The following is a 9,105-nucleotide window of genomic DNA, read 5'->3' as shown; positions in this document are numbered from 1 at the left end:
GACGCGGTGGTCGTTTCGCGGCAGTGGACTCCAGCAGCGGGCTCAGCGCACCTGCTCGGCCGTGAACTGCATCCGCGGGTTCGCATAGCACTCCTGGGCCTGCACCAGCCGCAGCTCGCGCTCGCCGGAGCGGTAGGTCAGGTCGATGAGGTCGAAGACGCTCGACGCGGTGCGCCTCAGCGCCAGCGCCGCGTCCTTCGTCCGCACGTAGTGGGCGGTGAACAGCGCGGCGGTGACGTCGCCGGACCCGTTGGCCTTGAACGGCAGGTACGGGGTGTTCACGAGCCACGAGCCGGAGGTGTCCACGACGAGCATCTCGATCGTGCCCTCCTCGCGGTCGGGCCGCTCGACGCTGGTGACCAGCACGGTCGACGGGCCCATCGCGCGGGCGAGGTCGGCCGAGGCCAGCGTCTCCTCGACGCTCACCGGCTCGGTGCCGGTCAGGAAGCCCAGCTCGAACTGGTTCGGGGTGATGATGTCGGCCACCGGTACGACCCGGTCGCGCAGCAGCACGGGGATCTCGGGCGCGACGAAGCAGCCGGACTTGGCGTTGCCCATCACCGGGTCGCACGCGTAGAGCGCCGCCGGGTTCGCCGCCTTCACCCTGCGCACCGCGTCGATGATCACGTCGGCGATGCCCGTGCCGCCCTGGTAGCCGGACAACACGGCGTCGACCTGCGGGAACACCCCGCGTTCCTCCACCCCGAGCAGGATCTCGGCCACGTCCGACGGCGGCAGGAGCGGACCGCGCCACGCGCCGTACCCCGTGTGGTTGGAGAAGTTGACCGTGGGGATCGGGACGACCTCGACCCCGAGGCGCTGCAGCGGGAACACGGCGGCGGAGTTGCCAACGTGGCCGTGGGCGACGACCGACTGGATGGACAGAACCTTCATCCACCCAGCCTAGATCGGACGCCTTGACGTCGTCATACCGCACGACGACGTCAAGGCGGTGCGGCGCCTGGTCAGCGCCGGGACTCGTCCTCGAGCACGCCGACCAGCTCCGGGTCCTCCGGGGCGGGCATGTGGCGGATGCTGTCACTGCCCTTGTGGTCGTGGGCGCGGGAGTACCGGGAGTCCAGCACCCGGCCCAGCTTGGTGGCCGCCCCGGCGTACGCGTCCTCCACGGTGGTCGCGTGGTGGGTGACCGCGACCGGCTGCTTGCCGCCGGGCCGCGCCTCGATGACGCACTTCTTGTCCTCGGGCTTGCTGCCGCCGTCCTCGCTGAGGTGCACCTCCACGCGGGTCACCCATCCGCTGAACCGGGACAGGCTGTTCTCCAGATCCGCGGTCACGTAGGTGGCCAGCCGCTCGCCACCGTCGATGTTGTGGTCGGTGTTGACCTGGATCTGCATGAGCACCCTCCGGAACGAGACAGAAATGGTGTTGATCAATACCACGTGGGCGTCCGGCCCAAACGTTCCGGAGGTCAGCGGCTCACCCGATCCGACGACCCCGCCGGCTGCGAACGCACCACCGTGAGAGTCGGCGACTGGGTCACCGCGGCGTGGATGCACGCCACCGCGCGCTGGACCGTGGACTACGGCGAGGCGCTCCGCTTCGCGGGATCGGACCTGCCGCGTCCCGAGGTCGTCCGGGTGCCCACCCGGCACGGACGGGTCCGCGTGCACGTGTACCTGCCGCGGTCCGGACGGGTGCCCGGCGCCGCCCACGTCCACTTCCACGGCGGCGCGTTCCTGATGCGCCACCCCTTCATGGACGACTGGTGGTGCCGCTACCTCGTCGCGACGACCGGTGTCCCCGTGCTCAACGTCGACTTCCGGGCTGCGCCCTACGTGACGTACCCGGTCGCCCACCACCAGTGCCACGACGTCGCGGCCTGGGCCGCCGCCGGTGGCGGTGACCTGGACCTCGACCGCGGCCGGATCTCGGTCGGCGGGTTCTCCTCCGGGGGCAACCTCGCGGCGTCGGTCAGCCTGCAGGCCCGTGACGGCGGGCGCTGGCTGCCCGCGTTGCAGGTGCTCGGCATCCCGGTGCTGGCCTTCGACGACGAGCACGGTTTCGACGAGGCGGGCATGATCACGCCGGAGCTGCGCCGGCTCGTGCGCAGGGTCTACTTCCCGGACCCCGCGAGCAGGCGGGAACCGTGGGCTTCCCCGCTGCTCGCGGCGGACCTGTCGGGCCTGCCGCCCGCGGTGGTGCTGACCGCCGGACGCGACGTGCTGCGCCACGACGGCCGGCGCTACGCCGCACGCCTGCGCGAGGCCGGTGTCACCGTGCACCACGACGAGACGCCGCGTGTCGACCACTACTTCCTGACCGAAGACCCTGTCCGCGCCCGCACCACCATGGCGATGGTCGCCGGCGCCATCGGCTCGGCGGTGTCCTGAGAGGTCAGCGAGTCCTGGCGGGAACGCTGAGACGCCCGTCGTGCACCTCCGCGACCTGGTCGGCCTCGGTGAGGTGCGTGCGGTCGTGGGTGACCAGCACGGTGGCGGTGGCCCGTTCGCGGGTGAGGCCGCGCAGGAGCGCGACGACGGCGGCCCCGCGCTCGTGGTCGAGGGCGCTGGTGGGTTCGTCGACCAGCAGGACGGCGGGGTCGTTCATGAGCGCCCTGGCGATGTTCACGCGCTGGCGTTCGCCGCCGGAGAGCTGGTGGGGCCGTCGTCCCGCCCGTGCCGCGAGGCCGACCGCGTCGAGCAGTTCCGCCGCGCGGGCGCGCGCCTTGGCGGGGGAGCGGCCGTCGATGTGCGCCATGACCTGGAGCTGTTCGGTGGCGGTCAGGGCGGGCAGCAGGTTGGGTTGCTGGAAGACGATGCCGATGCGGTGGCGGCGCAGGTCGGCGAGCTCGCCGCGGGTCATGCCGGTGGTCGTGGCGCCGTCGACGACCACCGTGCCGGAGTCCGGCGCGATGAGGGTGGCGGCGACGGCGAGCAGGCTGGACTTGCCGGAGCCGGAGGGCCCGGCCACGACGGTCAGGCTGCCTCGGGGGACGTCCAGGCCGATCCGGTCGAGCGCCGTCAGGCGGGTGCCGCCGTCGGGGTAGGTGAGGGTGACGTCGGTCAGCGTGAGGCTCATCGGGCGCTCCCCAGGGCGGTCAGCGGGTCGACGGAGGTGATGCGGCGGATGGCGAGGGCGGCTCCCAGCGTCCCGAGCGCGACCATCACGACGGCGGGGACGAGCACGGTCGCCGGGGTGAGGACGAACGGGACGGCGGTGCCGGCGAGCAGGAGTCCGACGCCGGCGGCGAGCCCGGTGCCGGCGAGGGTGCCGATGGTGAGCAGGACGACCGCCTGCCCCAGCGCGTCGGCGAGCAGACCGGCCGTGGTGGCACCCAGTGCTTTGAGGACGGCCAGGTCGCCGCTGCGCTGGATGGTCCAGACGGTGAAGAACGCCCCGATGACGAGAGCGGAGATGGCGAACAGGAAGCCGCGCATCAGCTGCAGCGAGCCGTTCTCGGAGCTGTAGGAGCCGATCGCCGTCAGGGAGTCGGCCACGGTGACCGTCCGGGTGCCCGCCGCCCGGTCGGTCGCGGCGAGGTCGGTGCCGGGCGTGGTGGTCAGGGCGATCACCGTCGCGGCCGGGTCGCCTCCGGCGGCGGGAGGGGCGGTGGCGCGCCAGACGTCCAGGGTGGTCCAGATGACCGGGGTGTGGCTGAAGGAGGCCTCGCCGGACACCGCGGCCACGGTCACCCGCCGCCCGCCCAGGACGACGTCGTCACCGGGCCGGGCTCCCAGGTCGCCGGCGGCGGTGGCGGACAGCACCACCGAGTCGCCGGTGAGCCGCTCGCCGTGCGGGGCGAGCGGGGAGCCGTCGCGGACGCCGAAGACCGAGACGCCGGCGCTCCGGTCGCCCGCGGTGGCCTTGGTCGTGGTGATGCCGAGAGGTTCGGCGCTCGTAACTCCGGGAGCGGTGGCCCAGCGCCGCCACTGGTCCCCGGTGACGGAGGAGTCCGAATAGGACGGAGAACGGTCGCCGCCGGGTGCGGCGAAGGCGATCCGGTCGGCGGGCAGGCCGGTGATCGCGGAGACGTTCTGCCGGCCGAGCCCGGCGGTCAGGCCGGACAGCAGGACGACCAGCAGGGTGATGAGCACGACCACAGTTCCCATCAGGGCGAAGCGCCCACGGGCGAACCTCAGTTCTCGCCAGGCCACGAACACGGCCTCGACCGTCCTTTCCGGAGGGTGGATCGGGATGGCTCCACTGTGGCCGCCCGCACCCCGGCGCCGCGTCCGACCGGCGATGGCACTTCCCGGACCGGAAGTCGGTGTCCCGCCTCCACCTTTCGACAGAGGCGGCCCCGACCGGCTCGACGTAGCCTGGACGCACCGTGAACGCCGCCGCTTCCACCCTCACCCCGACCAACCGGGTCCTCACCTGGTGCCTGCACCTGCTGGTCGCCGCCCTGCTCGTCCTGGCGGCGGTACGAGCCGTGACCGCGGGGCAGCCGCGTGCCGCGGCGGTCGTCGCGGTCGCGGTGGCCTGCGGGCTGGCGTACGCGGCGGGACCCCTGATGCCCCGCGTCCGCGCGTCCCGGGGAGCCGCCGCGGCGTGGCTGGGTGTCGTCTGCGCCCTGTGGCTCGTGCTCGTGGTGCTGACCGCGGACGGGGTGTGGGTCGCCTTCCCGCTGTACTTCCTCCAGCTCCACCTGCTGCCGCGGCGGGCAGGCCTGGTCGCGGTGGTCGCCACGGCGCTGGCCGCGATCACCGCGTTCGCCGCGCACCAGGGCGTCTTCAGCCCGGTGGCCGCGATCGGCCCGGCGCTCGGCGCCGCCGTCGCGGTCGCCGTGGTCCGGGGCTACCAGGCGCTGTACCGGGAGAGCGAGCGGCGCCGCGGTCTCATCGAGGAGCTCACCGCGACCCGCGCGGACCTGGCGGAGGCCCAGCACACCGCCGGGGTCCTGGCCGAACGGGAACGCCTCGCCCACGAGATCCACGACACCCTCGCCCAGGGCCTGTCCAGCATCCAGCTGCTGCTGCGCGCCGCCGAACGCTCCCTGCCGGACACCGCGGCGACCGCCGCCCGCCACGTGGGGCAGGCCCGTCAGACCGCCGCGGACAACCTCGCCGAGGCACGCCGCTTCGTCGCCGCGCTCACCCCGCCGGCCCTCGACGGCACCACCCTCGCGGGAGCCCTGGAACGCCTGTGCGCCACCACCGGCACCCACCACCGGATCACCGCGCGGTTCCGGCTCACGGGCAGTCCCGCACCGCTGCCGACCACGCACGAGGTCGCCCTGCTGCGCATCGCCCAGGCCGCCGTCGCGAACACCGTCCGCCACGCGGGCGCCACCACCGTCGAGATCACCCTGCGCCACCTCGGCGACGAGATCGCGCTCGACGTCGTCGACGACGGCACCGGCTTCGACCCGGAGCACCTGCCCGCTCCCGATCCCGCCGGGGGAGGGGTGGGCCTGGAAGCCATGCGCACTCGCGCGCGGGCACTCGGCGGCTCGCTCGCCGTCGAGTCGTCCCCCGGCCGCGGCACCGCCCTGACCGCGAGGCTGCCCGTCCCCGCGGAGGTCCGCCCGTGACCGGTGACCCGATCCGCCTCCTCCTGGCCGACGACCACCCCGTGGTGCGCGCCGGCCTGCGGGCCGTGCTGGAGACCGAACCCGGTCTGGTCGTGGTCGCCGAGGCCGCGACCGCCGAAGCCGCCGTCGCCCGTGCTGCGGAGGGGGACGTGGACGTCGTCCTGATGGATCTGCGGTTCGGCGCGGGGATGACCGGCGCCGAGGCCACCGCCGCGATCACCGCGCGTCCCGGCGCACCCCGAGTCGTGGTCGTCACCACCTACGACACCGACGCCGACACGTTGCCCGCCATCGAAGCGGGCGCCACCGGTTACCTCCTCAAGGACGCCCCGCCCGAGGAGCTCGCCGCCGCCGTCCGCACCGCGGCGGCCGGACGGTCCGCCCTGGCCCCCGCCGTCGCCGACCGGCTCCTCACGAGGATGCGCACGCCCGGCACGGCGCTGACCCGGCGCGAGACCGAGGTCCTCGCCCTGGTCGCCGCCGGCCTGTCCAACCGGGCGATCGCGGCACGCCTGCACCTCACCGAGGGCACCGTGAAGTCACACCTCGCCCGCAGCTACACCAAACTCGGCGTCGACTCGCGCACGGCCGCCGTCGCGACCGCGACCGACCTCGGTCTCATCCGCCGCTGACCACGTTCCGCGGGACGTCAGAGCGAGGTGAACTCCGTCCACTCCCGCTCGTCGAACGTGCCGGAGAGCGTGTAGGGCCGCTCCGGCGCGACCGGGGCGCGCCGGGTGCCCAGCCCCCCGACGTCGATCGGCCGGTCACGGGTGTGCCGCACGCGGACCTCGGCGGTGACGGGAAGGTGGGGATAGGTGTTGTGCAGTCCCCGCAACGCGCCCAGCACGCGGTCCGCGACGGCCTGCGTCGCCGGGGTCGACGCACCCGGCAGCACGAGCACGAACTCGTCGCCGTTGAGCCGCGCGGCGCGGTCGACGGGACGCAGGTGCAGGCGCAGGACGTCGGCGATGTTGTTCTCGGTGTGGACCGCCGCGCTGGGCCCGTGGACGTCCGGGAATCCGCTCAGCCCCGGCACGCGGATCACGACGAGCCCGAGTCGCACGGTGTCCGCCACCTGCCTGCCCAGCCACGCGTTCACCGAGTCCACCGTGTGCAGACCGGTCCACGGGTCGAGCGCGTTCATCGCCTCTTCGTCGACGCCTGACAGCGCGAGCCCGGTGGCGTCGCGAGCGTCCACCAGCCGCGCCGCCAGGTGCCGCACCGCGGCCTCCGCACGCCGCTCCACCTCACCGGCCGGGGGCGCCACGATGCTGTCCAGAACGGCCTCGAACCGCCTGCGCACGTCCGGCGGCACCCGGTCGCCGAGCGCGTCGCGCAACCGAACCGCCTCCGCGTAGGCCTCCTCCCGCCGGAACCCCCACCGCCCCCGGAACAACCGGCTGGCCTCGAGCGTCGTGCCGTCCGGGTCGAGCTCCTCGAGGTCGGTGGCGACGACGCAGGCACCGAACGCGGGGGAGAGCACGACCACCGACCACTCCCGGGCCAGCTCCTCGTCCGGCCGCAGCAGCACCGGCGTGACACCGAACGGCAGGTCGGGCCGCACGTCGGACACCATCCCGACGACCGTCACCGACGCCAGCGCCCCGATCCGCCGGTACACCTCGGTCTCCCGCAGGAAGTACGGCAGCCGCTGGAACAACGCGAGCACGAGCAGGGGCTCGCGGGGACCACCCGCCAGCGCCGCCTGTTCCACGGCGTGCGACGCGACCACGAGCGTCCGCTTGGAGAGCAGGCCAGCCCGCACGCCGGTGTCCGCGATCGCCACTGATGAGCTCCTGTTCCCCTGTCGGCACACCAGCCTTCGAACCTAGAACCTCCGGTCGGCTCGACCAACTGCACGAACGGGTGACATAACGGCGCGTCGGCCGCACGCCGCGGACATGCGTTCTGCCGCAAGGCAGTCGCCGTAGACTCCGTCGGCCGACGGCCACGAGGCTCGGGCCGTTGCGCCTGCGGGAGGAGTTCGCATGCAAGACCCTTCGGACTCGGGGGAGACGCCCGGGTCTGCGGAAATCGATGTCACCGACTCGGAACCGTCGACGGTGCTGGTGGAGGTGCTCCCTGGGGTGGCGGTCGTCGCCGGTGAGTTTCCGCCGGAGCTGAAGCCCGATCTGGTCGACTTCGGGATCGTGCCCGCCGCGGACCGCCGGCAGATCTCGGCGATCCTCGCCTCGATCGGGAGCGCGACGGCCCTGGCCGGAAACCTGGGGAAGGCGTTCGCCGACGTGCAGGGGCTCTACCGGCTCGGTGACGCGACCCAGGCCCTGCTGAAGGGCGGGGCGGCGCTCGCGCCGAAGGACGGCGGGTTCCTCGGAACGGTGACAGGTCCCGGCGGGACGCTGCACCAGGCCCGCTTGTATCCCGTCGCCTCGGTGGGGAAGGCGCAGATCGCGGCGTCGGTCGGGCCGGCGCTGGCGATGATCGCGTTGCAGATGATGCTGAACGAGGTCTCGAGCCTGGTCAGGACCACCCTCGCGGTGACGAACCAGGTCCTGACCGCCGTCCGCAAGGACCAGTGGGCCGAGCTGGCGGGGCTCGTCGCCGCCGTCGACCGCGCGGTCGAGCAGGCCAGGGAGATCGAGTCGGTCCCGACGTCGCTGTGGGACGACGTGGCGGGCAGCGGAGCGCTGCTGCGCAAGCAGCTGGAGCTGTACCAGGGCAACGTCCGCGACCACGTCGGGCGGATCAGCCGCGCCGACGCCCGCGGCCAACGCGAGTACCTCCAGAGCAACACCGAGGTCATCACCTTCGACGTGCACGCCCTGCTGTCCTCGCTCAACGCGTGGACGGGCTACCACGCGCTGCGCGCCGGGAGGGCGAGAGGCGCGGGACGCGAGGACGCGGCCGAGGCGCAGTACGCGGAGGTCATCGCCCGCGACACCCGCGCGGAGTTCGACACGACCCTCGCCGCGGTGACGAGCCTCGTGGGCGCGCTGGTGCGAGAGCTCCGGATCACGGTCGAGCTCCGCGAACCGGACGCGTGGCCGTTGTCGGGCAAGCGCAAGGACGTGAAGGCGGCCCGCGACAGCGCCGCCCGGCTCCTGGCGGCGATCGAGCCCCTCGCCGACGCCCTGCACCCGCCGGTCCCCCCGCTCGAGGTCCCGAACGTCCTCTGTGGACCTCGATCCGTGGACTCGGCGCCGTACCTCCGCGTCCTGCGGTGGCACTTCGAGGACGGCGAGTCCCTCCACGCCCTCGGCTTCCCCGAACAGCTCGACGGCGGCAACCCCATCTCCGCGATCGTCGGCGGAGCGATGGAGATGTTCGGGGCGGCGAGCGACAAGCCCGCGGGCAGACCCGTGGTCGCCGTCACGGACCGCCGCATCGTCCTGGCCTCGACGACCACGTTCCTCGAACAAGCCGAGATCGACCGGGCCATCCCGATCGACCAGGTGCGCTACGTGCGCGCCCCGGCCGCACCGGACGGCGGTTCGCGTCGGGTGATCGACCTGATCACCCGTGACGACAACATCCGCTGGGTCTTCCACCCCGACGTCGAGACCGGCCAGGTCGACGCGCTCGCCGCCGTGCTGGCCGAGTCGATGACGATCCCGGACGTCGAACGCGACGAGCTGAGAGGGCGACGC

At 73.4% G+C, this 9,105-nt stretch carries 9 protein-coding genes; 4 read left to right on the top strand and 5 right to left on the bottom strand.

What is annotated here, in order from left to right:
- Positions 1 to 42: 42 nt before the first annotated feature.
- Together pdxY and VF330_RS11235 are read right to left on the bottom strand one after the other, a co-directional pair.
- Positions 43 to 894 (bottom strand): pyridoxal kinase PdxY, encoded by an 852-nt coding sequence (pdxY, locus tag VF330_RS11240; protein WP_330851480.1) that lies wholly within the window; start codon positions 892 to 894, stop codon positions 43 to 45.
- A 71-nt stretch (positions 895 to 965) separates the two neighbouring features.
- Positions 966 to 1,355: an HPF/RaiA family ribosome-associated protein gene (locus VF330_RS11235; protein WP_330851479.1), complete on the bottom strand. Its 390-nt coding sequence runs from the start codon at positions 1,353 to 1,355 to the stop codon at positions 966 to 968.
- A gap of 123 nt (positions 1,356 to 1,478) precedes the next feature.
- On the opposite strand from VF330_RS11235, the gene VF330_RS11230 reads away from it, so the two are divergent.
- Positions 1,479 to 2,351 carry an alpha/beta hydrolase gene (locus VF330_RS11230; RefSeq protein WP_330851478.1) on the top strand — a complete coding sequence of 291 codons (873 nt, stop codon included), beginning with the start codon at positions 1,479 to 1,481 and terminating at the stop codon, positions 2,349 to 2,351.
- Positions 2,352 to 2,355: 4 nt separating this feature from the next.
- On the opposite strand, the gene VF330_RS11225 is transcribed toward VF330_RS11230, so the two are convergent.
- Together VF330_RS11225 and VF330_RS11220 are read right to left on the bottom strand one after the other, a co-directional pair.
- Entirely contained in the window at positions 2,356 to 3,039 is a 684-nt protein-coding gene (locus VF330_RS11225; protein ID WP_330851477.1) for an ABC transporter ATP-binding protein, read from the bottom strand.
- Positions 3,036 to 4,121 carry an ABC transporter permease gene (locus VF330_RS11220; RefSeq protein ID WP_330851476.1) on the bottom strand — a complete coding sequence of 362 codons (1,086 nt, stop codon included), beginning with the start codon at positions 4,119 to 4,121 and terminating at the stop codon, positions 3,036 to 3,038. The genes VF330_RS11225 and VF330_RS11220 overlap by 4 nt, the downstream gene beginning before the upstream one ends.
- 170 nt (positions 4,122 to 4,291) lie before the next feature.
- Here VF330_RS11220 and VF330_RS11215 point away from each other — a divergent pair, with 170 nt between their 5' ends.
- Both VF330_RS11215 and VF330_RS11210 read left to right on the top strand, forming a co-directional pair.
- Positions 4,292 to 5,494: a sensor histidine kinase gene (locus VF330_RS11215; RefSeq protein WP_330851475.1), complete on the top strand. Its 1,203-nt coding sequence runs from the start codon at positions 4,292 to 4,294 to the stop codon at positions 5,492 to 5,494.
- Positions 5,491 to 6,126, top strand: a complete 636-nt coding sequence (locus VF330_RS11210; RefSeq protein ID WP_330851474.1) for a response regulator transcription factor — start codon at positions 5,491 to 5,493, stop codon at positions 6,124 to 6,126. Before VF330_RS11215 ends, VF330_RS11210 begins: the two co-directional genes overlap by 4 nt.
- A 17-nt stretch (positions 6,127 to 6,143) precedes the next feature.
- Here the strand turns inward: VF330_RS11210 and VF330_RS11205 are convergent, their stop codons facing one another.
- Complete coding sequence (locus VF330_RS11205; protein WP_330851473.1) at positions 6,144 to 7,283, bottom strand: DICT sensory domain-containing protein; 1,140 nt, start codon at positions 7,281 to 7,283, stop codon at positions 6,144 to 6,146.
- Positions 7,284 to 7,485: 202 nt separating this feature from the next.
- Between VF330_RS11205 and VF330_RS11200 the strand changes: the two genes are divergently transcribed.
- Positions 7,486 to 9,105: hypothetical protein (locus tag VF330_RS11200; RefSeq protein WP_330851472.1), on the top strand; the 1,620-nt coding region annotated here is incomplete at its 3' end.

The sequence above is a fragment of the Lentzea sp. genome, from assembly GCF_036380075.1.
Lineage (GTDB): Bacteria > Actinomycetota > Actinomycetes > Mycobacteriales > Pseudonocardiaceae > Lentzea.
Note: the sequence above shows the minus strand (reverse complement) of the source record. Positions and strands in the feature narration are given on the sequence as shown.

Coding starts and splice junctions, on each gene's coding strand:
- pdxY (WP_330851480.1), bottom strand. CDS start 894: ATGAAGGTTCTGTCCATCCAGTCGGTCGTCGCCCACGGCCACGTTGGC.
- VF330_RS11225 (WP_330851477.1), bottom strand. CDS start 3,039: ATGAGCCTCACGCTGACCGACGTCACCCTCACCTACCCCGACGGCGGC.
- VF330_RS11235 (WP_330851479.1), bottom strand. CDS start 1,355: ATGCAGATCCAGGTCAACACCGACCACAACATCGACGGTGGCGAGCGG.